The following is a 24,758-nucleotide window of genomic DNA, read 5'->3' on the forward strand; positions in this document are numbered from 1 at the left end:
CGAAAAATATTGTATCAAATTATAAATAAATTGTAAATTAACCAAAAGCTTACAAAATTTGTATTAGTTATTATAAATTTTAATTTATGGGTATTTGTTATAAATATAAGTACTATTGTGTTATAATAAATTTTATAAAATTTGATGGGATAAAATCTATAAGGAGATTATAATGGATAAACAAAAAATTGAAGAAGCTGTAGAAATGATAATTGAAGCAATTGGAGAAGACAAAAATAGAGAAGGGCTAATTGAAACTCCAGCAAGAGTTGCTAGAATGTATGAAGAAGTTTTTGCAGGAATTGGAAAAACTGCAGAGGAACATCTTTCAAAAACTTTTGAAATAACTGAGGACAATATAGTTGTAGTAAAAGATATTGAGTTTTATTCAATGTGTGAACATCACTTCTTACCTTTCTATGGAAAAGCACATATTGCATATATACCTGATCAAAAAGTTGCAGGTCTTTCTAAACTTGCAAGAACTGTAGAAACTTATGCAAAAAAGCCACAACTTCAAGAAAGGCTTAGCATTGAAGTTGCGGATGCAATGATGGAATATTTAGAACCAAAGGGAGTTTTAGTTGTAATAGAAGCAGAGCATATGTGTATGAATATGAGAGGAGTAAAAAAACCTGGCTCAAAAACAGTTACATCAGTTGCAAGAGGTGTTCTAGAAACTGATGAAAAACAAAAACAAGAAGCTTTTAGGTTGATTGAATTTTAGTGAAAGAGACAAATAAAATTATAAAAAGTAAAATTTATAATGACTATTTAAATGAATTGGAAGATTTAGAAAAAGACAGATTCTTTTGCAGGCATAATTATGAACATTTTATATCAGTGGCAAGAATTTGCTATATATTAAAATTAGAAGGAAATGTTAATATAAGTAAAGATATGATTTATACAACGGCACTCCTCCACGATCTTGGAAGGGTGCTTGAAATAAAAGAGGGGATAAATCATGCAGAGGGCTCTCTTATTATTGCAAGAGAAATTTTAAAAATTACTGATTTTTCTGAAAATGAGAAAAAAAGAATTTTAAATTGCATAAGTTATCATAGGACAAAGGAAAAGCAAGAAGATGAATTTTTTAATATATTTTATAGGGCAGATAAACTTTCAAGGCCTTGTTTTAGATGTCCTGCATATAATTCTTGCAATTGGAGCTATGAAAAGAAAAATCACGAAATAATTTATTGATGGGAGAATTATGGATTTTATCAAAATAAAAGATCTTGAAGTTTATGCAAACCATGGACTTTTTGAAGAGGAAAAAAAACTTGGACAAAAATTTTTAATAAGTGTAGAAATTGGGATGAGTTTTAGGGACTGTGCCATTGAAAAAAATTTGAATAGATCTATTGATTATGGAAAATTATCTCATGAACTTTACAATTTTTTCAGGGATGAAACTGAAGACTTAGTAGAAACTCTTGGATACAAATTAACAAAGTTTATTTTCGACAATTATGAAATAGCTAAGAGTGTAGATTTAGAAATAAAAAAGCCTTGGGCACCAATAAATTTGCCACTTGATTCTGCGTCCATAAGATGCACTAAAAAAAGAAGAAATTATTATATTGGTATAGGTACAAATCTTGGCGACAGAGAAAATTATATAAAATCTGCACTGAAAATGATGGAAGAATCTGGATTAAAAATATTAAAAAAAGCAAGCATTATAGAAACAAAAGCTTGGGGAAAGACTGATCAAGGAGATTTTTTGAATACAGTAGTAGTGGTAAGTTCTTACGAAGATCCACTAGATTTGCTTCATATTTTACAGAAAATAGAAATAGACTTAGGTAGAGTTAGACATGAAAAATGGGGAAAAAGAACAATTGATCTAGATATTTTATTTATAGATAGGGAAATATATTACACAGATGAATTGATAGTTCCACATCCTTATATTGCTGAGCGTGAATTTGTCTTGGAGTCTTTAAACGAAATTATGCCAAACTATTTTCATCCGATATTAAATAAAAAAATAAGTGAACTTTATAAAGAATCCAAAGATGAAAATTAAAAAAACTGGCTGTGGTTTTTTTGTAATTTTGGTATTTTTTGTAGTAATTGTTGGAATAATGAATTTATTAATAAGTAATTCTTCAAATAGAAAAGCTTATGATGAAGAAAATTATAGGCAAAAATATATAGAAGATACAGCATCTATGGCAGTAAAAATATCAAAGAAATATAAACTTTTTCCTTCTGTAATGCTTGCACAGTCAATATTAGAGAGCGACTGGGGAAGGTCGGAGCTTTCAAAAGAATATAATAATTACTTTGGTATAAAAGAAGTAAAAAAAGGAGAAGGCATAGTCTTTGAAACAGAAGAATATGTAGAGGGAGAAAGTGGAAGATACATGGAAAACTTTAAAAAGTATCCATCTAAGAAAGACTCCTTCCTACACTATGCGAAACTTTTAACAGAAGCGAAGAGATATGAAAAGGTAAAAACTGCCAAAAATTATGAAGAGGCTATACAGTATATAATAGAAGGTGGCTATGCCACAGATCCAGATTATAAAAATAAAGTGATTTCAGTAATTGAAAAATATAACTTAAATAAATATGACGATGTAAAGTAATAAAAAGGAGAAAAACTTGACAAAGAAAAAATCAAATATAATTCTTGCAATTTCAATACTAATACCATTTAGTCTTAGTGTTTCAGGAATGAAAAATTATATGGGGAAGAGTGCGTTTTTGTACTCATTTATGTGGGCAGTTGTAAATTATTTATTTATAATGACAGCAGTGGACTTTATAGCAAATTATAAAAAAATAAAAAAACTTGAAAATTTAAATATAAATAAAAAAACTTACAATTTGAATATATTTGTCTACCTTGGATTTTTAATTTTAGTAAATATTTATTTCTTGCAACAAATGTATGTAAAAGATGTAAAAATAGTAGATGCTTTATCCAATCCAATTCTCGTAATACTAGTATTTGTGGTATTTCTTATAAATCTCCAAAATGGAAAATTTCCACAAAAAGAAGAAAAAGAAACAGATATATACGAAATACCGAGAAAATCATCTTTTAGAGATGGAAATGATAAATTGGGAACAGTGGTTGGATCATATGAAAATGGAATGATTTTAGGAAATTATCATTTTTCCTATGACAGTATGAAATCAATTTCTGAGTCAAAAGACAAAGAGTTAGTTATAAAAGGAAGAGAGAATTCAAAAAATTATAGAATTAATATTGGCTCAGAAAACTCTCTAAAAAAAGCAAAAGAAGTAATAAATGTTGCTCTAAAAAATGAAAAAATTGAGAAAAGCAAAGTTAATTTTTAAAGTAAAGAGTTTTGAGGAAAACATTTGACAAAGTGAAATGGAAGCTTTATAATATAATCAAGCTAGCTTGAGAAAACAAAATTGGTTACTAAGAAAAGGTGATTCCAATGACAAGTTTTATTTTATCCCGAAAGGGAAGAGTAGCAAGATATCTCATTTAATAGTAGCTAAGTGCTAAAAGTTTGAATGCTTAATTCGGGAGATGTTTAAGCTATAGATATATAACAATTTAAAATAATTTATTGAGGGACTCTCGTTGAGTCCTTTTTTTTGTTTTAAACGCAATAAATCTAAATATAATTCTATATATTTTAAAATGAACTTCTATTAATATTTTACTAAATTGTAATTTTATTTTAACTTGTAATCAAAAATCCTTTATAGTAGTATATAAATATGTTATGAGGAGGTTTTTATGAAAAAGAAAATTTTAGTTATTTTATTAGCACTAATGGCTGCAATAACGCTTGGAGCTTGTAGTGCAAATACTGTGTCATATTTAGATGCCGCAGGAAAAGTTTCCAATTGGGAGGGTTCAAAAGTTTCGGGAAAACTTGATTACGATTTTGAAATTAAAGATCCTAAATCAAATGAAATGGTAAATGTAAAGTTACCTATAAAACTCACAGGAGAACAATTGGGACAAGACAGGGCTCATGTAATTATGGACATGAATCTTCAAGATGTAAAAAAAGTTTTTGAAAAAGATTTAAAGAATACAGAAGATAAAAAAGAGATTGAAGATATCCCAAACAATATGAAAATTGATGTGTTTGTAAAAGACAATGAAATTATTATGTCCAAAAATATTTTTGCTGTCAATAAAGAAGCCGTAAAAGATATTAAAGAAGATTATATTTCAATATCTAGTGAAGGTAATGGTCTTTCACCTAAATCAGCTAAATATTTTAGTTCTGAAGAATTTAAATCCGATTTATTAAAATTAATGGATGTAGCATTAGGAGATGCTAAACAAGGTATCGACTATGAAGTAAATGGAAATACTTATACATTAAATGCTACAAGTGATCAAATAATTGACGAATTTATTAAAGCATCTGATAATGTTATGAAAAATTGGGACACTGTTTCTAAAGATGTGCTAGCAATTGTAGATAAAGCTGGGCTCCCAATTAATGATGAAGAAAAGAAAGATTTTAAGGAGCTTAATAAAGAATACAAAAGAGAAGATTTAGTAAATTCTGCTTCTGAAATAAAAGAAATGCTAAAAGGTTCAAATATTTCAGAAAAGACAACTTTTGAAGAAAATAAATATATACAAGAAATTGGAATGAAAGTTAGCGTTTCAAATTTTGTAAAAGTTTCTGTTAAAGGAAATACTGTGACAACAAAAGATGAGAATGTTAAAATCAATTTCCCTACATCAGTTAAAAAATTAACTATGGACGAATATATGAAACTAATAATGCCAGGAATGAATTCAAGTCTTGTTACAGTGAGAGTAAATGGAGAAGATATAACTTTTGAAGATCCAGAAGCTCTTCCAAAGATTATTAATGAAAGAACAATGTTAGCTGCTCGTGCTTTCTATGAAAAAATTGGCGCTAAAGTTGAATGGAATGGAAAAGATAGAACAGTAACAGTTTCAAAAGATAATGATAAGATTGTTTTAAAGATTGATTCTAATAAGGCTCTTGTAAATGGAAAAGAAGTTAAGCTTGATTCACCAGCTACAATTATTAATGATAAAACTTATATTCCAGTAAGATTTGTATCTGAAGCTTTTGGTTATAAGGTTAAATACGATGCAAACGAAGGAATGCCAATAGTTGATATCTTTAATATTACTGAAAAAGAATTAGAAACAAAACTTCAAGAATTAGAAAAAGAAGAAAATTATAAAATGATAGCTTCTATGAAATCATCTGGTCAAAAAGATGAAGAAATAGAAGAAACTTTAAAAGATCTTTATGAAGGTGAAGAATTAGATAAAATTCTTGCAGCTAAGGCTGATCTTGACAAAGATCCAGAACTTTTAAAAAAATATCAAGATGAAGTTAAAAAGGAAATGGAAGGAGCTTTAGGAGAAGATTCTGAAGAAAAGGAAACTAAAGACGAAAAAATTGTAGAAAAAACAGAAAAGTCTGCAGAGAAAGTAGCAAAAATTTTATTTTCAGTAGTAAAATAAAATTATATAAAGTCACAAAACCTCAAAATTATTGATTTTGGGGTTTTTTATTATTTGATAATTTTAATGTCAGTTTTTTCTTATACAGTTTATGCCGATATTTTTTTATTTTTAATCTATTTATAAGTTTATAAGTTATTTCTGTTGTGATACTATATAGTAGTATTTGAAATAAAATTAATAAGAATATACTATATGGAGGATTCATGAAGATATTAAAGAGAGATAAGAGGGAGGACACTTTCGATCATTTAAAGATAAAAAATGCAATTGAAAAAGCTTACGATTCGGTTGATAGGGCTTATGATGATTCTGTAATAAATAATTATGCTCTTGATATAAAAGAGGAGTTATTGAAAAATTATGATCCAAAAAACCCACCAACTGTTGAAGAGATTCAAGATTTAGTTGAGTTAAAGTTAATTGATGAAAAGCAAATTGATGTTGTAAAGGCATATATTCTTTATAGAAATAGACATTCTGAAGAAAGACAAATTTTAGACAAGTTTGCAAATTATATTAAAGATGAAAATGTGCTAAAAATTTTAAAATATGTGAGAAAAAATTACGATCCTAAAAAATATGAGCTTGAAAATTTATACAACAAGTTTGAATCTTTTGTCAAAAAAGATCAATCTGAGGATGCTTATCTCTCTGAAATTATAAAAGCGGCAAGTGAATTAACTGACAAGGATTCCCCTAAATGGGAATTTATTGCTGCGTTATTTTTAAATTATGATTTGGAAAAGAAAATTGCAAAAAATTTGGAAAAGTTCGAAATTAATAATTTCTATGAAAAAATAAAATTTTTAACTGAAAGAAATCTTTACGGAAAATATATTTTAGAAAATTATTCTAGAGAAGAAATTTTAGAACTTGAAGAATATATTGATAATTCTAGGAATAGACTTTTAAATTACTCTGGCCTTGATCTTTTAATAAAAAGATATGTTATAAGAAGTCATGATGGTAGATTTGTTGAAAGCATTCAAGAGATGTTTATGGGTATTGCAATGCACCTTGCCATTCCAGAGAAAAATAAAATTTATTGGGCAAAAAAATTTTACGACATCTATTCAACGCTAAAAGTAACTGTTGCAACACCTACTATGTCAAATGCGAGAAAGCCCTACAACCAACTTTCATCTTGTTTTATTGACACAGTGCCAGATACCTTAAAGGGAATTTATCGTTCAATTGATAATTTTGCACAAGTTTCTAAGCATGGTGGAGGAATGGGACTTTATTTTGGAAAAGTTCGTGCAACAGGTTCTGATATAAGAGGGTTTAAGGGTGTTGCTGGTGGTGTAATCAGATGGATTAAACTTGCCAATGACACTGCTGTTGCTGTGGACCAACTTGGTGTTAGACAAGGCTCAGTTGCTTGTTATCTCGACGTGTGGCACAAGGATATTCCAGAATTTTTGCAACTTAGGACAAATAATGGAGATGACAGAATGAAGGCTCATGATATTTTCCCTGCAATTTGTTATCCAAATTTGTTTTTTGAACTGGCTGAAAAAGATATAAATGCTACTTGGTATATGTTTGATCCTCACGAAGTTTTGGAAAAAAAGGGTTATGCTCTTGAAGATTTTTATGGAAAAGAATGGGAAGAAAAATATAGAGAATGTATTGAAGATAAAAATATTTCAAGACGTGAAATGAGCGTAAAGGATTTAGTAAGGCTTATAATTAAATCACTTACAGAAACAGGAACGCCTTTTGCTTTTTATAGGGATAATGTAAATGAAATGAATCCAAATAAGCACAAGGGAATTATTTATTCTTCAAATTTATGCACAGAAATTATGCAAAATATGTCTGCAATTGAAACTTTAGATACTAAAATAGAAACTGTGGATGGCGATGAAGTAATAGTTAATAGAATTAAATCTGGAGATTTTGTTGTATGTAATCTTGCTTCACTTGTCCTCGGAAATATTGATTTAGAAGACGATAAAGAGTTAAGGGATATTGTTTCTACAACTGTAAGGGCTCTTGACAATGTAATTGATTTAAATTACTATCCAGTTCCCTATGCCAAAGTGACAAATAGAAAATATAGGTCAATTGGACTTGGAACAAGTGGTTATCATCATGCACTTGTGAGATCAGGTATCGCTTTTTCAGATATAGAAGAACATTTAAAGTGGGCTGATGATGTTTATGAAAGAATAAATTACCATGCAATTAGTGCTTCAATGGAAATTGCAAAGGAAAAAGGATTTTATAATTTCTTTGAAGGCTCTGATTGGCAAAGTGGAGATTATTTTGATTTAAGAGATTACAATGATGAAAAATGGCAAAAGTTAAGAGAAGATGTAAAAAATAATGGACTTAGAAATGGTTATATAATGGCTGTTGCGCCAACTGGTTCTACTTCTATTATTTCTGCTACAACAGCTGGTGTTGATCCTGTTATGAGTAGGTATTTCTTGGAAGAGAAAAAAGGGTCAATCCTTCCTAGAGTTGCTCCAGATTTAACTCCACAGACTTTTTGGTTATATGAAAATGCTCATGAATTAGACCAAAATTTTTTAATAGAGGCTGCTGCAATTAGGCAAAGGCATATTGACCAATCTCAGTCAATTAATTTTTATATAACTACGGATTTTACAATGAGAAAAATTTTAAATCTTTATATAAAAGCGGCAAAGGAAAAAATAAAATCAGTTTACTATGTCAGAAGTAAGTCATTAGAAGTTGAAGAATGCGATTATTGTGCATCATAATTTAAGGAGGAGTTATGAAACTTTCGAAGAGAGGTCTTTTTAATGAAAATGGAGATATTGAAACCTCAAAAAGAAGAGTAATTAATGGAAATACTACAAATTTAAATGATTTTAACAATTTAAAGTACAGCTGGACTAGCGATTGGTATCGACAAGCTATGAATAATTTTTGGATACCAGAAGAAATTAATTTAAATCAAGATATAAAAGATTATAGAAATTTAGATAAGTATGAAAAAACTGCATATGATAAAATTTTATCCTTTTTAATCTATCTTGATTCTCTTCAAACTGCACAAATACCTAAGTTACAGTCTTATATAACTGCAAATGAAATAAATCTTTGTCTTTCAATTCAAGGCTATCAAGAGTCAATTCACTCTCAATCCTATTCCTATATTTTGGATACAATTTGTTCACCAGAAGAGAGAGAAGATATTTTGTATCAATATAAAGATGATGAATTTCTTTTAAAGAGAAATAAATTTATTGGAGATCAGTACCAAGATTTTTATGAAGATGAAAGTTTGGATAATTTCATGAAAGCACTAATTGCAAATTATATTTTAGAGGGAATTTATTTTTATTCAGGTTTTTCTTTTTTCTATAATCTTGGTAGAATGGGTAAAATGCCTGGCACAGTTTCTGAGATAAGATATATAAATAGAGATGAAAACACACATCTTTGGTTATTTAGAAGTATTATTTTAGAAATGAAAAAGGAAAATCCAGAAATTTTTACTGATGAAAACGTAAAAGAATATAAAGAAATGCTTAAAAAAGGTGTTGAGGAAGAAATTTCTTGGGGTAAATATGTCATAGGCGATGAAATTAGAGGTCTAAATGAGAAAATGATCGAGGATTATATAATGTATCTTGGCAACTTGCGTTCAAGAAATTTGGGTTTTGGAAATTTGTTTTCAAAAAACACAGAAGAGCCTGAATCTATGAAGTGGGTTAGTGAATATTCTGATCCAAATCAAATAAAGACAGACTTCTTCGAGGCAAAGCCATCTGCTTATTCTAAATCTTCTGTAATAGAAGATGACCTTTGATAATTTAATTTTGAGTTTAGCCGGATCTTGTATCCGGTTTTTATAATATAAGAAAGATTTAATTTTATCGTAATAAATTTAGGAGGTTAAAATGAAAGAAAATAAAAATAATAATGGTAAGAAGCCACATTACAATTTACTTAGATATTATTTAATTGCTATTTTAGCAGTTTTTGCACTTAACTGGCTTATTCTTCCAATACTTTCACAAAATCGCATAGAAAATGTATCTTATTCAGATTTCAGAAGAGATTTAAGTGAAAATAAAATTAAAGAAGTGAGTTTTAAGGAATCTGAAATACTTTATAAATTAAAAGATGACGAAAAAGTTTATAAAACTGGAAAAATGGAAGATCCAGACATAGTAAGAGATTTAGATAAAGAGAATGTTGATTATAGTGCAGAAATTACAGAAAAACCAAGTTTATTTATGTCATTTATAATGACATGGGGATTTCCAATTTTATTATTCTTTATGCTTCAAAGAACTTTTAGTAAGAGAATGGAAAACATTGGAGGAGCTGCTGGAGGAATTTTTGGTGGCAAAAAAATTGAAAAGTATGAACCAACTGGAGAAACTGTAAATTTTGATGATGTCGCAGGGCAAGAAGAGGCAGAAGAATCTCTTGTTGAAATTGTAGATTATTTAAAAAATCCTGAAAAATATACAAAAATTGGTGCAAAGTGTCCAAAGGGAGCATTGTTAGTAGGTCCTCCAGGAACTGGTAAGACACTTCTTGCAAGGGCAGTTGCTGGAGAAAGTCATGTGCCTTTCTTTTCAATAGCAGGTTCTGAATTTGTTGAGATGTTTGTTGGGCGAGGTGCTGCAAAGGTAAGAGAGTTATTTGATGAAGCGAAGAAAAATGCACCATGTATTATATTTATTGACGAAATTGACACAATTGGGAAGAAGAGAGACAGTGCAGGAATATCAGGAAATGACGAAAGAGAACAAACATTAAATCAGCTTTTATCGGAGATGGATGGTTTTGATGGAAATATTGGAATAGTAATGCTTGCAGCGACAAATAGACCTGAAATTTTAGATCCTGCACTTTTAAGACCAGGAAGATTTGATAGACAAATAAGAGTTGAACTTCCAACGCTAAAAGATAGAATTGAAATTTTAAAAGTTCATGCAAGAAAATATCAAATGGATGATGATATAGACTATTCACTTATTGCAAGATCAACAGCTGGAGCATCAGGTGCACAACTTGCAAATATTTTAAATGAAGCAGCTCTTCGTGCAGTTAGAATGGGTCATGACAAAGTTAGACAAGAAGACATTCAAGAATCCATAGAAGTTGTAATTGCAGGAGCACAAAGAAAGCAAGATATTTTATCTCCAGAAGAGAAGAAGAGAGTGGCTTATCACGAAATTGGTCACGCTCTTGTATCAGCACTACAAAGTCATTCAGAGCCAGTGGAAAAAATTACGATAATACCAAGAACATCTGGGGCACTTGGATACACAATGCAAGTTCCAAAGGATGAAAAAAATTTGTACACAAGAGATGACTTGTTAAATCACATAAGAACTCTATGTGGAGGTCGTGCAGCAGAAGAAGTTATATTTAACGAAGTATCAACAGGTGCAGCAAATGATATAGAAAAGGCGACAGACACTGCAAGATCTATGATAACGCGATATGGTATGGCTGATGAATTTGGAATGGTTAAATTTCAAGAAAATGGATCAAGATATATGGGTGATGAAGGAAATATAAATTGTTCTGAAGAAACGAGAAAAGAGATTGACGACTTGACAGTTAAAATAATAAAGTCTGCTCAAGAAGATGCAAGAAAGATGATTGCAAATAATAGAGATGCCATGAAAGAACTTTCAGAGTACTTGTTAGAAGAAGAAACAATTACAGGAAAGGAGTTTATGGAAATTTTAGCAAAATATGTTGATTTAGATGAAGAATAATTTCGGTATTCTAATGTGAAATTTGGATATTAATTTTATAATCTATCATAAGAAATTAAACAAAAATAAAATCCTAGAGTTTTTAGGCTCTAGGATTTTGTTGCAAAAAGTTTAAATTATTTTGAAAGATTTGAAATTATTTGTGCAACTTCTGCTCTTGTTAGATTTTCCTTTGGTGAGAATTTGTTATTTGAAGTTCCACTTAGAATGCCTTTATTAACTAAGAATTCAATATCTGCAAAGGCCCAGTCAGAAATTTCTTTTTGGTCATCAAATACTACTGCTTTAAGTGTTGCAGTATCATCTCCTTTTAATTTTAGATAAGATGCCAAAGTATAAGCCATTTCTTCACGAGTTATATTTTCTGATGCAAGAGCTTTTGAAGTTTTTGGAAGTAATTTATTTTCTACTGCCCAGTTCATATATTCTGTGTAGAATTTTCCAGCTTCGATATTTTTATCTTTGATTTCAGAATATTTTGCTATGTCAATTTTTTCAAGTCTTCCCAAGATAGTGATAAATTCACCACGAGTTATTTTTTCATTTGGAGAGAATTTTAAATCGCTTGTGCCGAGCATTAATTTTTTGCCCATTGCTTCAAGAATTGGTTTTCTTGCCCAGTGGTCGATTAAATCTGTTTTTGAAATTTCTGAAAGTTCATTTTGAAGTCCTTTTTCAAGTTCAAAAACTTCTTTTTCCCATTCCATTGTTTTCTTTGTAGAAAATTCTGCAGCCTTTTCTTTGTCCTTTGAATAAAGTTCTTTCCATTCTTTTTCAACTTCTGGAAGTTCTTTCATAACTTTTTCTTCGTATTCAGTTATTTTTTTGCGAGTAGAATCTCCAAGTTCTTCTCTATTTCCTGAAACTAAATCATTTACAGAAGATCCAACCCAGTAGTATGAATTTGCATCATATACTGGAGAGTTATTTTTGCAAGCGTCTGTTGAATCATTGATGTCAGGGAAAATTGGAATCCAAGGAATATTTAATGGGCTTCCAAGAGTCATCCACATAATTCCAGGAGCATCCTTTGGATAGTCTTCTTTTATTTGAAATATATGTGCTTGCATTGTGTTAATACTTCCAATTGGTCTTTTGTGAGTGTCAGGGTGTGCTTTTCTTTCAGCTTTATTGTCGGATGGAATATAATCTGTTCCTTCAAATCTATTTCTAAATACATTTAGTGCGTGATTTATATCAATTTTTTCACTGCCATCAGATAAGTCGTTTAATAAATCAAATCTCCTTGCATCGTAAGGAACCTTTGAATTAGGGTCTAAATCGTGAATACCAGACCAAATTCTTGAACGACTTGTGTCTGAAATTTCTTTTGGACCGTAAGATGCAGCCATGTGCATTAGACCATCTTCAGTTTCAACATAAGTGTTTGCATCTTTGGCAACTTTTACAATATCTTTTGATGCGATTACATTTTCTTTGTCATTTAAATCAACTCCGCCAAGCCAAAAATCATTTGGGAAAATACTGAATTTGTCAGCAGGGTATTTTATTGCAACATATTGGTGGCCAGAATAAATTTCCATATACCAAACTTCATCTTGATCTCCAAAAGCAACAATGTCACCCATTGAAGCACCTTGTTTGTCAATTGTATCTGCCAAAAGTTCTATTGCACCCTTTGCAGATTTTGCATGTGCAAGTAAAAATGTAGTCATGCTTGCTTCATTTACACCAGTTTTTACAAAAGGATCAGCTTTTTCAATTTCTTCTGATGGATCTGCAGAAACTGTACAGAAAATCCCAACACCAGCTTCATTGTAGCCTGCCGCATCATAAACACCTTGTTCCATGTCCTTTGGTTTTGCACTTGAGTCAGGAGTTGAGAAGAACTTCATTGAGTCTTCTTTATGTATGTATTCAAATCCATTGTTTACATCAACTAATTTGTCTCCTTTTTTCATTTCTCCACGAGGGTGAGTTACAAGACGCATAGTTCTATTTCTTTGATAATCTTCAGTTCTTCCAAAGATAAAAGATCCATCATCTGTGAGATCCTTTCCTACAATAATGCCTGTGCAGGCGAAAGTACTTTGTGCCATTGATAAAACAAGAGCAGAAACAAGGCCTGCAACTAGAATTTTTTTCTTATTTTTTTTCATAATAACCTCCTAAAAAGTAATTAAATTTCTTTAAAATAAAATTGTTTTCCTAATATAGAAATACAAATCTATAAAGAAATCTTATAAATATAAAGTACCACTAGTGTGTTTATGTGTCAATGTTTTAATTAAGTACTATAATTTTTATGGATAACAAGTGAAAAGGATTGCAAAAATAAGAATATCAGAGTTTAATTTTATGTTTTAATAAAGAAATACATCCATAGGTTTTAAACTTTACAGATGTATTTCTAGTTTAAAATTTTATAAAAATTATTTTTTAGATGTGTTTTTGTATTTAATTTTTGAAATTAAAAGACATAAAAGCATTCCAATTGATGCAATAATTACAATTGCTCCTCCTGGTTTTACATCAAAATAATAAGAAACTGTCACGCCAGAAAGAGTGTAGATTATTCCCAATATAATTGTGTTCATAAAAGTTTTTTTGTAGCTTTTACTTATAAGAAGAGATGATGCCACAGGTAAAACTATAAGAGAAGTTACCATTAAAGCTCCAATTATTTTTGCAGAAAGTGCAATAGTTATTGCAGAAAGAAATGTGAAAATAGAATTAATTTTTTCTACATTTACCCCACTCATCTTTGCAAGTTGTTTATCAACTGCAATGCTTAGAAGTCCAAAGTAATAAATAAATGAAGTTAAGACTACGAGAATAAAAGTTACAAGGACTATTATTACATCTGATTTTGAAACTGAGGCAATACTTCCAAATAAATAGGCATCAAAACTGTTGCCTCCAGGAGAAAAATCAGAAAGAACCGCTGCAAGACCTAGTCCTATTGATGTAATTATAGCAGTTGCCATATCTCCAAATTGTGGAAATCTTTTTCTAATTTTTTCTATTGAAAAAGCACCAATTATACAAGCTATTATAGCACCGATTAGAGGATTTATTGATAAAATAAGGCCTATTGCTACTCCTGCTAAAGATACATGGGAAAGAGCATCTCCCATCATGGAAGTCCCGCGATTAACAATTACTATTCCTATTAGAGGTATTATTATTGAAATCATAAGAGAAACGGCGAGAGTTCTAATCATAAAATTATATTGAAACATTTATAAGACCTCCTTTTTTAAGTTCATAAATGCAGTCCATTTTTAGATTATTTTTGACCCAATCTAATTCGTGAGTTATCAAAACTATGGAAACATTAAAATTTTTATTTAAGTTTTCAATAGTTTGTGCAAACTGTGTCTTTGAATTTTCATCGACACCTGATGTAGGTTCGTCAAAAATTAAAATATCAGGACTGTTCATAAGAGCTCTTGCTATAATTACTCTCTGCCTAAGTCCTCCAGATAATTCTCTTATGGGATAATTTTGATATTTTTCCAAATTCATTTTTTTTAATAAGCTTATTGTTTTATCATAGTGAGTTTTTCTTGGGATTTTAAATTTTCCGAAACTGTCGTAGAGTTGTAAAGTTACAAGTTCTTTTACGGTTATGGGAAAAGTATACAGATTTTCTTTTTGAGATTGTGGGACATAGCCGATTCTTTTTAATGAATTAGAATTTAAATCATCTTCAAAAATTTTAATAGTTCCACTGTTAAGTTTTAGTTCACCTACAATTATTTTAATTAGGGTTGTTTTTCCAACTCCATTTCCTCCAATTATAGTGATTTTTTCTTTATTATTAACAGTTAAATTTAAGTCTTTTAGAATAGGATCACTATCGTAGGAAAAATTTGCATTTTGTATTTCTATTGCCTTCATAGTCACCTCAATGAATCGTATATAGTTTTTAAGTTGTATTCCATTATGTCTATAAAATCTTCTCCAATATCTCTTTCAATATCTTTATTAAGGTATTCCATGGAGATAAGTCCCTTTAAATCAGCATCAATTTCTTCAGCTATAATATCAGAACCGTTTTTTGGCATTCCATATTCATAAAAAATTGTGTTGATATTTTTGGACCTAGAATCGTCAATTACTTTTGTGAGTTTTTTAATACTTGGAGAATCCATGCTTGTAAGAGATTGCAGAGGGTATTGAATTAGGTCAAAATCCTTTGCCAAATATGCAAAGGCAAAGTGGCTTACTATAAATTCCTTTCTCTTTGTATTTTTAAATAAATCTCTGTACTTATAGTCTAACTCTGTTAGCTCTCTTAAAGTTTTGGAAGCATTTTTTCTGTATATTTTTGCATTTTCTGGATATAGCTTGCTCATTTTATATTCAATGTCATTTACATATCTCTTGGCATTTCTAATGCTCATCCACGAATGGGGATCATAAGTTATTTTGTCCTCATTAGTTGTGGAAGTATCTCTTAGTATTTCTAAATTAAGGTCTTCTCCATGCGAGTTAAGCATTTTATAAGATAATAAATCTGTAGAAACTCTGTCACTAAACATAATCCACTTTCCTTTTTTAGGAAGTTTATAATATATTTCTCCATGTTCGTGACCCATCTCTAATTTATAAACTTTTTTATCCTCTACATTAATTAAATTTTTTTGAGGAATATCTTCTCCAATATCTTCCATTAGTTTGCGACCTATTTTAACGAGTTCTTTTTCAGAATAATCTTTGTCACAATATAAGAAGGCAATTCGCATATTGTCCTCGTGAGTGTGTCCAAAATCAAAGGAATAAGTTTCTCTATCAAAGCTACCTTTTACCATATATTGAAAATCTCCCATAGCTGCAGCACCTTTATAAGATATTAAATTTACACCACTTGCCAGATTTAGAATATCCAAATTAGGTAGAGTTTTAGAAATGTTGTCTGCCCAATTTTCCATGTTGGCACCATTTATTATCAAAAGATTAGCATTAGACAGTTCCTTGATTTTTTTGGGAGTAGGCTCCCACAAATGAGGGTCTTGATTTTTTGGCATAAACATTCTAAGATCCACAGTATCTCCAACTACACTTTTAGTTAGACTGTAAACAGGATAAAAAGAAGTGTAAACCACAGGTCTATCATCTATATTTTTTTCATTGTCACAAGCTACTAAAGAAGAGAACATTAAAATTATTAAAAAAATTTTTTTTATTTTTGACATATTATCTCCTCTCAATTAAAAAAATTTATCCCCGATAAAAATCGAGGATAGAACAAATAGATATAAAAAAATATTATTCTGCAACTTCTTCGTAAACTTGATCGATAGTGACTGTTGGGCTTACGAAAGTTGGATACCAGTCGTCTTTTGCGAGCATTTCTTCGGCAGTGCCTCCAACTCTTAAATGAAAGTGTGGCATGTGATCTTCGCCATGGACAGGCATTAATAAAATTGTAGGATATTTTCCATCAGAAGAAAATTCATACCAATAAAAAGTTTTTCCACCATGTTCCATAGGGTGTTTGGTCACATATTTGAAATTGGCTTTTTCAATTTCTGCTCCATTAGGTTCAGATAAAAAAGTTATGCTTTCATCGTCAATTTTTACTGCTCCAAAGTCGACAGCCACGTGATTTGCAAAATTAGATTTAGCTTCCTCTTCTGTTATATGATCTCTTTCAGCGACTTCTTCATATGCACCTTTTAAACCTTCATCGTCTTTGTAGTTTGCAATGCTATTCCATTCGCCTTCCCAATCAGAAAGAGAAACTTCTTCTGTTTTTTCTTCACTAGCTTTTGTATTTACATTTTGCTCGACTTTAGTATTACTTTCTTTTGCATTCGCATTATCTTCTACATTTCCATTATTTTTGTTGCAACCAATGAGTAAAGCAGAAGTCATAGCAAAAATAGCTAATGATGTTTTAAATTTTTTGTTCATAAATCCTCCTTTTTTTAAGTATTGATATTTTGTCAAAAAAGAAAATTAAAGTAATTTAAAGAAAAATAATTATTTGTCCTAGACAAATTAGGAGTGACAAAATAATCGCAACTTTCTTAAATGATATTTTTTATCATTTAAGAAATATAGTGTAACAATTTTAGAAAGTTTTTTTTAAGACCTTTACTAAATTATTTTTAATAGTTAAAAAGGATTTTACGAAAACTTTGTTAAGAGGAAAAAAGATTGAAATCATAAAATAGTTTTTGTATAAATCTTTGGGGTATAGTTTTATAAGGTGATTAAATGAATAATATTAAAATCATATATTTAGCTGGTGGATGTTTTTGGGGAACAGAAGCTTATTTTAAAAAATTAAAGGGAATTTTAAAGACAAATGTTGGTTATGCCAATGGAGATGGTGACAAGACAAATTATGAAATAGTTTCAAGGACTGATCACGCAGAAACTGTAAAGATTTATTATGATTTTTCTAGAATTTCTCTAACAGAAATACTTCTTCATTATTTTAGGATAATAGATCCAAAATCAATTAATAGACAGGGAAATGATTTTGGCAGACAATATCGCACAGGAATTTACTGGGAAGATGGCGATGAAGAATCTGAAAGAATAATAAAAGAATTTATAAAATATGAAGAAGATAAAATTGGAAAAGTTGCAGTAGAAATTTCTTCAATTAAAAATTTTGTAAAGGCAGAGGATTATCATCAAGATTATTTAGACAAAAATCCTATGGGATATTGTCATGTTAATTTAAATTGGGCAGATGAACCTATAATTGATGACGACAGAAAATTTGCAGAAAAAAATAAAAGAGAATTTTTAGATGACTTAAGTTATGATGTAATGGAAAATGCTGATACTGAAAGACCTTTTACAAGTAATTTAAACGATGAATATAGAAAAGGTATTTATGTAGATAAACTTTCAAAGAAACCTCTTTTTGCATCAAGTGACAAATTTGATTCAGGTTGTGGATGGCCTTCTTTCTCAAGACCAATTATTTCAAATTATTTGGAAGAAGAGAAGGATAATTCTTTTGGAATGATAAGAACAGAGGTAAAATCAAAATCATCGGATTCACATTTAGGCCATGTTTTTAATGATGGGCCAAGAGAAACGGGGGGACTTAGATATTGCATAAATGGCGCAGCACTTGAGTTTATTCCTTATGAAGATATGGACGATGAGGGATATTCTGATTACAAAATTTTTGTAAAATAAAAGTTTTAAAAATCAAAGGGAAAAGGCTCACTACCAAAAGTAATGAGCCTTTTTAGGGTAAATATTTATTAAAATTTAAAAATTTTAAGCTTTTCCTTCAAGACCCTTGTCTACTAAAGCTTGCTTAGCTGGGTCGATTTTTGGAGTATCCATTGTAAATGAATTGTTTACTACTGTAAAGTCAAAGTATCCAAGTCTTGCAACTGGTCTTATTTTACATACGTCTACTTTATCTTCATCTGTTATAAATTCATCTTTAACATGAATTCCAACAACTTCTCCTATAATTATGTCAATTGTATTTAGTTTATCTACACCAGGAAGTCTAAGAGTTTGTACATATTTTATTTCATATTGTACTGGTGATGCCTTTACTCTTGCAACATCTACTATTTTTGATTCTGCTTTTTCAAGACCGCAGTAATCAAATTTGTCTTTAAATCCTTCAGGAAGTTCTGCAATTGAAGATTTATTCATTGCTTCTGCAAGATCTTCTGATACCATGTTGTAAACAAATTCACCAGTTCTTTCAATATTTTTTACAGTATTTTTTCTATCGTCAAATACATTTTGATTTGCAGAAAATAAAACTAGTGGTGGATCAAAAGTTAAATTTGTAAATTGTGAATATGGGGCAATATTATCTGTTCCATCTTCATTTTTAGTTGATATCCAACCGATTACTCTTGGTACTGTACATGATTTAAATGGATTTTTCTTTAGTCCATGATTATTTTTCTTAGGTTCGTAAAACATAAAATCTCTCCTTTTGTTAAGTAATTATTATTTAATTATTAAAAATGCTATTGGTGTGGTGATTAAGAAACACAATATAGTTCTTTCAAACCATATAAGTACTAAGTCCTTAATTGATACATCTATTTCAGAAGCTACAATTGTAGGAATTGTAGTTGAAAACATTATTACTTGTGCAACGCTCATTACAGAGATTATAAATCTTGTAACAAGAGGTGCCTTAGTTATTACCATGACTGGCAAAAACATTTCTGCTAAGCCAAGCATTGCTGCTTTAGCTGCAAGCAATGGTTCAGGTACTCTAAGTAAAAGTGTAAGAGGATATAATATATATCCAAAGTAATCGAAAACCTTAGTGTAGTTTGCAATTATAAGAGCAATTAAACCAATTGACATAAAATTTGGAAGAACTTCAAATGCCAAATTAAAGGAATCTAATACATTTTTTGCAGTTCTAGGTAAAACAGGACCAGAATTTTTGCAAAGAGTTAGAGCTTCATTTAAAGAAGCTTTAAATAAATTTCCTTCAAGTTTTTCTTCAGGATAGCCTTCCTTATTCTCGTAATAAACATTAGGTGCTGTTGATATAGGAGGTATTCTAACTGTAATAGCACTAAGAAAAAAAGTTACAAATAGAGATACAAAAACATATTCTCCCCAATATGCCATTAGATCAGTTGTGTTTGCAATAACAATTAAAAATGAAATTGCTACTGTGGTAAAACCAGTGACAACTGCTATTGCCTCCCTTAGGGTATATTTTCTTTCTTTATATAAATCATCAGTCATCATAACTCCAACAGCAGTTGATCCCATAAAAGCAGCCACTGCAATTACAGCAGTTCTTCCTGGAGTTTTCCAAATTTTTCTCATTACAGGTCTTAAAAAATTTCCAATAAAATCAATAAAACCATAATCCATTAGAAATGTAATAAATATGGCAGATACAGGTATGAGAATTCCAACTTGTATTGCGAGTGAATTAAACAAAAAAGGACCATGATCGGATCTTGATACAGCTTCTGGTGCAAAACCTGAAAACAAATAAATTGTAAAAAATGCACCAATTAATTTAGTAATAGAAAATATAGTTGAAACCTTATCTTCATTCCAATTTTTCTTTACAAAAGGTCTAATTGCTCCAATCATTATTATTATAAAAGCATAAGTTGTGGCAACTTTTGGAAAATTATTTATAAATAATGAAATTACATATTCAAGTGGAATTGTTGAAGACCCATTTACCTTTATAGGTATGAAAAATACAAAAATACCAATTGCACTTAGAATAATAAATTTAAATAGCAGCTTTGGATCTTTATAAAGTTTCTCATCAGTATGTAAAGTTTTCTCATTCACATAAATCCCTCCTTCTTGATTAAATAATAAACTTTTTAAGATAGGTTTCACATGGAATATATTGCTTTATATTTTGAAGTTTTTGCTTTATAATTTAATTACAATAAAGTGATAAGATTTTATAGATAAGAAGAGGATAAACATGGAAGAAAAAGTACTTTTATACGACATGATAACTAAAGAATATATTTACAACTTAATTTATGGTGACCTTGCTCGTGCAAAATTATTTAAAGACACTTTTGAAAGCTATAAATTAAATTTAAAGACAAATTATATTTTAATTGTGATGTACGATGATTTTTGGAAAATTTGCAGAAATAAGGACAATCAATACAGATACTACATTAAGAAAAAACTTTTGTCTTACACTAGAGTGATTTTAAAAAATTATAAAACTATCTCCACCACACTAACTGGAACGGATAAAATAATAATTTTTTTAGATTGTGAAGGAAAAGATGAAAAAGATGCATATAAATTGAGTATGGAAGTTGCAAAAAAGATAATTGATGAACTAAAAAATAATATAATAAATTCTGTAAGTATTGGTATAAGTTCTTATTGTGAAAGCGACAGAGAAATAGCAAAGTGTTACGAAGAAGCTTTTAGCGTTTTGGAAAATATTTTTAACAAGGGCAGAGGGAAAATATTAAGGCCCACAAAAGTTAATTTAAATGTAGAGGAAAATTATAAATCTCAAATTGACAAAAATATTTATGAGTTATTGATAAGAATTGGATTTCAAGATAGAGAGGCTTCTTATGAAATTATAGACGAAATAATAGAAGAAATGATAGGTAGAAATATGACAGAGGAGTATGTAAAGTCAAATGCAATAAGAATTTTAGTTGAAATTACAAATTACTTTAAAAGGGAAAATTCCAAGTCAGATCTTTCTATTTTAATTGTTAAAATCATAGAAAAAATTGTAGATGCAAATAATATTGAAGACATAAATAATTATCTAAAAAAGACAATTGATCTTATAGATAGAGAATTGGATAGAGAAGATAGTAAAGAACTTGCTATGAATAATGCAAAAGCTTATATAGAAAAATATTATATGAATGATATAAGTTTAGATAAAATTTCTTTAGTTGCTGGATATAGCAAGAGCCATTTCTCAAGGACTTTTAAGGAATATGTTGACAAAAATTTTTCAAAATATTTAATAGAAGTTAGAGTTGCAAATGCAGAAAAACTTTTGAGAAGTTCGGACAAAACAATTTACGATATTTCACTTGATGTTGGTTTTAATGACTACTCTTATTTTTCTAAAGCTTTCAAGGAGATTTATGAACTTAGTCCAAAGGATTATAGAGATAGAAAAATTAAATCATAAGGTTTTTTGTTAAAAAGCTTTAATTGTTCTGCAAAAAATTTTATGTTAGAATTAAAAATATGGAGGTGTTTACATGGATACCAGTCGACCCTGGAAAATTATTTGTGTAAGAAGTCTAAGTGATAAGGAATTATTTTTAGAAGATTTATTTATAAGATAAGTCTATTTAATTATGCCTCTTTACCGCTTAGATAAGCGGTTTTTGTGCCAATTAGGAGGTATGATGTGAAAAAATATGATGTAGAAAAATTAAAAGAGCTTCAAAATGAAATTAATAGAATGGATCCTGTTGATATTGCAGAAAATCTTGAAGAGCTTCCAAAAGAAGAAGTTGCCATTTGGATAAAACTTTTGAACAAGGATCTTTTGGCAGATGCTTTTTCACTTTTGCCAAGAGATAAAAAAATTGAGATAATGGGTTCTCTTTCAGAAGAAAGGATTATGACTCTTATGAAAGACTTGGAAGAAGATGAACTTGTAGATACACTTCAAGAACTTCCGGCCAATATGGTAAGAAAATTAATGGATCATTTTATTGAAGCTGAAAGAAGACCTATAATAAATGAACTATTAGGCTATCCAAAGGAATCTGTTGGTTCTATTATGTCAGTTGGATTTATTTTTGTGAAGAGCAGTGCAAGTCCAGTGGAAGCACTAGAAAAGATAATTCACTCAGATTTAGACGCAGATAGACTTGAACAAGTTTGGGTTACAAATAGTTCACTTGTTTTGATAGGTTATGTAAACTTAGCAGACCTCATTCGTAATAAAAATAAAAGTGACAAAGTAGAAGACTTTATGAATTCAGTGAATTTTAGTGTCTATGCAACAGATGACCAAGAAGTAGTTGCAAAACTTGCGCACAGATATGATTTGTCAGAAATTCCCGTAACAGATTCAGAGGGAAGACTTGTGGGAATTGTTCCAGTTGAGTGGGCAATCGATGTAATGCATGATGAATATGACGAAGACCTTGGAAATATTCATGGTATTAGCGATTCTTCTTCAGAACACTATTGGGATAAGTCAGTTTTTGAACTAGCAAAGAATAGGACTATGTGGCTTATAATTTGTCTTGTCACAGCAACTTTTACGAGTTTTATTATAAAGAGATATGAATCACTTTTAGCGACAAGTGTTGCCCTTGCAGCATACATTCCAATGCTAATGGATTCAGGTGGAAACGCAGGGACACAATCATCAACAACAATTATAAGAGGACTTTATACAGGAGAAATAGAATTCAAAGAATTTTTGAGCGTAATGTTTAAAGAATTTAGAATAGGAATACTTGTTGGACTTGCTCTTGTAATAGTAAATATAGTTAGAATGTCTATACTTGATGATGTAAGTATTGGAGTTACCATGACAGTTTCTTTGACACTTTTAACGACGATAATACTTTCTAAAATGATTGGAGGAATACTACCTTTAATTGCAGAAAAATTAAAAGTAGATCCAACAATTATGGCAGGGCCACTTATCACGACAATAGTAGACACATTGGTGTTATTTGTATATTTTGAAATAGCAACAGTTCTAATTGGAGTTTAAAATTTAATAAATTAAAGGCATTGGAAAGATAATTTATAAAAAAGGGGAAGACTGAATTTTAGTTCTTCCCTTTAATTATTTATAAAATTTCTTAAGCTTTCTTCGTTTTCTGATATTTTGTCAAGACTCATATTTTCTTTTTGGAGTTTTTCTTCTACTTCAGATCGAGTAAATGTAAAAATTTCTTTTTCCTCTTCATCTACATAGTATAAGTTGGCTAAGTTTTTTATTAAGGAAAGTGTTGTGGCTGCATTTTTAAAAAGTTCTTCTTTTTTTATGTCATTATAATTTTTGCAGAAGACTTTTAACCCATAAGGCTCTTTTTCCGATAGTATTTTAATTTCTCCCGGTTCAAAATTTTTGGGATATTTTTGTTTATAAACTATTTGAGATACTTTTGAGTTGTCACCTACATAATCCGTCTTGAAATCGTAAAGTACTTCTTCTTTTTTGCTACATCCAGAAAATATAACAATAGATATCAAAATAAAAGAAATTAATAGTTTCTTCAAAGTTATATTACCTCCTTAGTTTATTTTAACAAAAAATAAAAAGTCAAAAGGACTTTTTAAATTCATTTATTTTACATAAAAGTTTTGAGAAAAGTCTAAAAGATTAGAACACTTAAAAAGTTAGAGTAAATTTGTAATCCAAAAAACTCACGCTAAATAACTACTTAAGTATTTCTTTTAATTCATTTATAAGGGTTAAATTTGTTACATCATATAGAAGTGGGCTTACTGTTGCGTAATTTTGTCCCAAATAATAAACGTCGGAATCTTTGGCGTTGTTTTCTTTTGGGAATCCCTTTAACTTCATGTTGTATCCTTCCCCTTCTTCAGAAATGTCGTAGATACTCATGACATCGGCACCAACTTTGCAAACTTTAATTCCCTTTAATTCTTCGTAGTCAAGGTAAGGAACATTTATATTTAAAACTTGAAGTCTTTTTAAATCATCTAATTTGTTAAAAACATCTATTGCAACTTTTGCAGCTGTTTCAAATTTAGAATGACCCTTTACCCATTGTGATGATATTGCAATTGATGGTATATTAAATAAATTTGCCTCTATGGCGGCAGAAACTGTTCCAGAATAAAGAACGTTTGTTGCAGTATTAAATCCAGAATTAATTCCTGAGAAACAAAAATCAAAGTCTTCTTCTAATAGGTGAACTGCAGCCCTCACGCAGTCTGCTGGCGTTCCATAAACACAAAGGCTTCTTACATTATGAAGTCCATCTAGTTTTGCATCTTGCACAATTAGTGGACTTTTAAAAGTAATGGCGTGAGATTTGCCAGAGTTTTCTACATTTGGTGCTGCAATTGTAACCTTATGTCCCTCAGAAATTAGTGTTTTTGCAAGAATTTCTATTCCTTCAGCATTTATTCCGTCGTCATTTGTAACTAGTATATTCAAAAAA

General features: G+C 29.8%; 21 protein-coding genes. 12 read left to right on the forward strand and 9 right to left on the reverse strand.

Going from position 1 to position 24,758, the window contains the following annotated elements:
- Positions 1-172: 172 nt before the first annotated feature.
- The 9 genes from folE to ftsH all read left to right on the forward strand — a co-directional run bounded on the left by folE (position 173) and on the right by ftsH (position 11,190).
- On the forward strand, positions 173-727 hold the full coding sequence (folE, locus tag BQ5450_RS06105) for a GTP cyclohydrolase I FolE (RefSeq protein ID WP_010245287.1): 555 nt from the start codon (positions 173-175) through the stop codon (positions 725-727).
- On the forward strand, positions 727-1,206 hold the full coding sequence (locus BQ5450_RS06110; RefSeq protein ID WP_010245286.1) for an HD domain-containing protein: 480 nt from the start codon (positions 727-729) through the stop codon (positions 1,204-1,206). The genes folE and BQ5450_RS06110 overlap by 1 nt, the downstream gene beginning before the upstream one ends.
- Before the next feature lie 10 nt (positions 1,207-1,216).
- The gene (gene folK / locus BQ5450_RS06115) at positions 1,217-2,035 is read left to right on the forward strand and encodes a 2-amino-4-hydroxy-6-hydroxymethyldihydropteridine diphosphokinase (protein WP_010245284.1); all 819 of its coding nucleotides are present in this window, start codon (positions 1,217-1,219) and stop codon (positions 2,033-2,035) included.
- Positions 2,025-2,600 carry a glycoside hydrolase family 73 protein gene (locus BQ5450_RS06120; RefSeq protein ID WP_010245281.1) on the forward strand — a complete coding sequence of 192 codons (576 nt, stop codon included), beginning with the start codon at positions 2,025-2,027 and terminating at the stop codon, positions 2,598-2,600. Before folK ends, BQ5450_RS06120 begins: the two co-directional genes overlap by 11 nt.
- Positions 2,601-2,616: 16 nt before the next feature.
- Positions 2,617-3,318: a hypothetical protein gene (locus tag BQ5450_RS06125; RefSeq protein WP_010245280.1), complete on the forward strand. Its 702-nt coding sequence runs from the start codon at positions 2,617-2,619 to the stop codon at positions 3,316-3,318.
- Between the two features lie 415 nt (positions 3,319-3,733).
- Complete coding sequence (locus tag BQ5450_RS06130; RefSeq protein ID WP_071126298.1) at positions 3,734-5,467, forward strand: copper amine oxidase N-terminal domain-containing protein; 1,734 nt, start codon at positions 3,734-3,736, stop codon at positions 5,465-5,467.
- Between the two features lie 206 nt (positions 5,468-5,673).
- The gene (locus BQ5450_RS06135) at positions 5,674-8,202 is read left to right on the forward strand and encodes a ribonucleoside-diphosphate reductase subunit alpha (RefSeq protein WP_071126299.1); all 2,529 of its coding nucleotides are present in this window, start codon (positions 5,674-5,676) and stop codon (positions 8,200-8,202) included.
- Between the two features lie 14 nt (positions 8,203-8,216).
- Positions 8,217-9,257 carry a ribonucleotide-diphosphate reductase subunit beta gene (locus BQ5450_RS06140; protein WP_010245271.1) on the forward strand — a complete coding sequence of 347 codons (1,041 nt, stop codon included), beginning with the start codon at positions 8,217-8,219 and terminating at the stop codon, positions 9,255-9,257.
- Positions 9,258-9,348: 91 nt separating this feature from the next.
- The gene (gene ftsH, locus BQ5450_RS06145; protein WP_071126300.1) at positions 9,349-11,190 is read left to right on the forward strand and encodes an ATP-dependent zinc metalloprotease FtsH; all 1,842 of its coding nucleotides are present in this window, start codon (positions 9,349-9,351) and stop codon (positions 11,188-11,190) included.
- Positions 11,191-11,306: 116 nt separating this feature from the next.
- On the opposite strand, the gene BQ5450_RS06150 is transcribed toward ftsH, so the two are convergent.
- The 5 genes from BQ5450_RS06150 to BQ5450_RS06170 form a co-directional block, all read right to left on the reverse strand.
- The gene (locus BQ5450_RS06150; RefSeq protein ID WP_071126301.1) at positions 11,307-13,310 is read right to left on the reverse strand and encodes a C69 family dipeptidase; all 2,004 of its coding nucleotides are present in this window, start codon (positions 13,308-13,310) and stop codon (positions 11,307-11,309) included.
- A gap of 273 nt (positions 13,311-13,583) precedes the next feature.
- Positions 13,584-14,393 (reverse strand): metal ABC transporter permease, encoded by an 810-nt coding sequence (locus tag BQ5450_RS06155; RefSeq protein WP_071126302.1) that lies wholly within the window; start codon positions 14,391-14,393, stop codon positions 13,584-13,586.
- Positions 14,380-15,054, reverse strand: a complete 675-nt coding sequence (locus tag BQ5450_RS06160; protein WP_071126303.1) for a metal ABC transporter ATP-binding protein — start codon at positions 15,052-15,054, stop codon at positions 14,380-14,382. The genes BQ5450_RS06155 and BQ5450_RS06160 overlap by 14 nt, the downstream gene beginning before the upstream one ends.
- Before the next feature lie 2 nt (positions 15,055-15,056).
- The gene (locus BQ5450_RS06165; protein ID WP_071126304.1) at positions 15,057-16,352 is read right to left on the reverse strand and encodes a metal ABC transporter substrate-binding protein; all 1,296 of its coding nucleotides are present in this window, start codon (positions 16,350-16,352) and stop codon (positions 15,057-15,059) included.
- Between the two features lie 73 nt (positions 16,353-16,425).
- Entirely contained in the window at positions 16,426-17,073 is a 648-nt protein-coding gene (locus BQ5450_RS06170; RefSeq protein WP_010245255.1) for a ZinT/AdcA family metal-binding protein, read from the reverse strand.
- A gap of 306 nt (positions 17,074-17,379) precedes the next feature.
- On the opposite strand from BQ5450_RS06170, the gene msrB reads away from it, so the two are divergent.
- Positions 17,380-18,321, forward strand: coding sequence for a peptide-methionine (R)-S-oxide reductase MsrB (gene msrB / locus BQ5450_RS06175; protein WP_071126305.1), 942 nt, complete (start codon positions 17,380-17,382; stop codon positions 18,319-18,321).
- Positions 18,322-18,405: 84 nt separating this feature from the next.
- Here msrB and BQ5450_RS06180 read toward each other — a convergent pair whose 3' ends face one another.
- Together BQ5450_RS06180 and BQ5450_RS06185 are read right to left on the reverse strand one after the other, a co-directional pair.
- Positions 18,406-19,077 carry a flavin reductase family protein gene (locus tag BQ5450_RS06180; RefSeq protein ID WP_010245251.1) on the reverse strand — a complete coding sequence of 224 codons (672 nt, stop codon included), beginning with the start codon at positions 19,075-19,077 and terminating at the stop codon, positions 18,406-18,408.
- Between the two features lie 27 nt (positions 19,078-19,104).
- Positions 19,105-20,436: a YjiH family protein gene (locus BQ5450_RS06185; protein WP_071126306.1), complete on the reverse strand. Its 1,332-nt coding sequence runs from the start codon at positions 20,434-20,436 to the stop codon at positions 19,105-19,107.
- Positions 20,437-20,578: 142 nt separating this feature from the next.
- On the opposite strand from BQ5450_RS06185, the gene BQ5450_RS06190 reads away from it, so the two are divergent.
- Positions 20,579-21,781 (forward strand): helix-turn-helix domain-containing protein, encoded by a 1,203-nt coding sequence (locus tag BQ5450_RS06190; protein ID WP_071126307.1) that lies wholly within the window; start codon positions 20,579-20,581, stop codon positions 21,779-21,781.
- Positions 21,782-22,006: 225 nt separating this feature from the next.
- Positions 22,007-23,335: a magnesium transporter gene (mgtE, locus tag BQ5450_RS06195; RefSeq protein WP_010245243.1), complete on the forward strand. Its 1,329-nt coding sequence runs from the start codon at positions 22,007-22,009 to the stop codon at positions 23,333-23,335.
- Positions 23,336-23,406: 71 nt separating this feature from the next.
- On the opposite strand, the gene BQ5450_RS06200 is transcribed toward mgtE, so the two are convergent.
- Together BQ5450_RS06200 and surE are read right to left on the reverse strand one after the other, a co-directional pair.
- A complete protein-coding gene (locus tag BQ5450_RS06200) occupies positions 23,407-23,847 on the reverse strand; it encodes a DUF4825 domain-containing protein (protein ID WP_071126308.1) in 441 nt (146 codons plus the stop codon).
- A 160-nt stretch (positions 23,848-24,007) separates the two neighbouring features.
- Positions 24,008-24,754 (reverse strand): 5'/3'-nucleotidase SurE, encoded by a 747-nt coding sequence (surE, locus tag BQ5450_RS06205; protein WP_071126309.1) that lies wholly within the window; start codon positions 24,752-24,754, stop codon positions 24,008-24,010.
- Between the last annotated feature and the right edge of the window lie 4 nt (positions 24,755-24,758).

This window comes from Peptoniphilus lacydonensis, assembly GCF_900106515.1.
GTDB lineage: Bacteria > Bacillota > Clostridia > Tissierellales > Peptoniphilaceae > Peptoniphilus_A > Peptoniphilus_A lacydonensis.